Raw genomic sequence first — 1059 nt, 5'->3', positions numbered from 1 at the left:
GGTGTCGGGACCGTAGCCCAGGCGGACGACCATGTGGATGTGCGACACCGACGACATCGGGTCGCGGGTGGGCCACCGCAGTTCGTCCCACTCCAGGGTCTGCGAGGACAGCGAGGTGGCCAGGCCCCGGTCGGTGGCCACCAGCAGCACGCGTTCCAGCGCCTCGCCGGCGCGCAGCCAGTCGAAGGGCCGGTCGCCGGCGGTGCCCAGCAGCACCAGGTGGGGGGTGGACTCGAAGTCGGCGTCGGGGCGGCCGGGGATCGGGGCGCGGCCGGCGAAGTCCCGCACCACGGTGCGGCCGTCCCGCTCGCGCGGACCGAAGGCGTACTCGGGGACGCCGTCCACGGCGCTCCCGGCCTCGGCGCCGGTACGGGTCCAGCGCTCCAGTTCCCGTTCCCGCCCCGGGTCGGCGCCGTCCCGACCCTCGGCGTCGCGCATCAGTTCCAGCACGGTGGCGGTGTGCCAGGCGTCGGGGTGGATCAGCTCGGCGCCCTCGATCCGGGCCGCCTCGGTCAGTTCCCCGAGCACCTCCCCGGGGACCGGGTCCGGCAGGAAGGGGTGCCGGCTGGTGCGGCGGGCGCGGATCGCCGGGTACAGGGCGGCCAGGCCGGCGGCCTCCGGCGGCTCCGGCGCGCCGGGCGGCAGCCGGCGGAAGACCACGTCGGCGAGCAGCCGGGGCTCGGCGGATTCGGGGAGCAGGCGCACCTCGGGCAGCAGCCCGGCATGGGCGGCGGCCACCCGCAGGTTGCAGATCGCCGCGCCGCAGCCGAGGTGGAGACCGCGTCCGTCGGGGTCGGCGTGCGGCACCACCCGGTCGAGGTCCGCCCACAGCTGGAGGGTGGTGCCGTCGGCGAGGAGCCGGAAGCGCCACGGCTGGGCGTTGTGCAGGGAGGGGGCCAGGGAGGCGGCGGTGACCAGGGAGCGGACGACGGCCTCCCCGACGGGGAACGGCGGCCCGACCGGCTGACCGATCGTGTCGGCCGGGACGGCCGGGACGGGACGGTCGCCGGCGCCGTCCCCGACCGGCGGGCCGGCGTTCGGGGAGGCCGGGGCCGGGGG

General features: G+C 77.9%; 1 protein-coding gene. It reads right to left on the bottom strand.

Going from position 1 to position 1059, the window contains the following annotated elements; all coding sequences use genetic code 11:
* Window positions 1-972: Acg family FMN-binding oxidoreductase (locus FOE67_RS26660; protein ID WP_182667382.1), on the bottom strand; the 972-nt coding region annotated here is incomplete at its 3' end.
* Window positions 973-1059: the final 87 nt, after the last annotated feature.

The sequence above is a fragment of the Streptomyces calidiresistens genome (assembly GCF_014141525.1).
In the GTDB taxonomy this organism is placed as follows: domain Bacteria; phylum Actinomycetota; class Actinomycetes; order Streptomycetales; family Streptomycetaceae; genus Streptomyces; species Streptomyces calidiresistens.
This window is presented reverse-complemented; position numbering and strand designations above follow the sequence as displayed.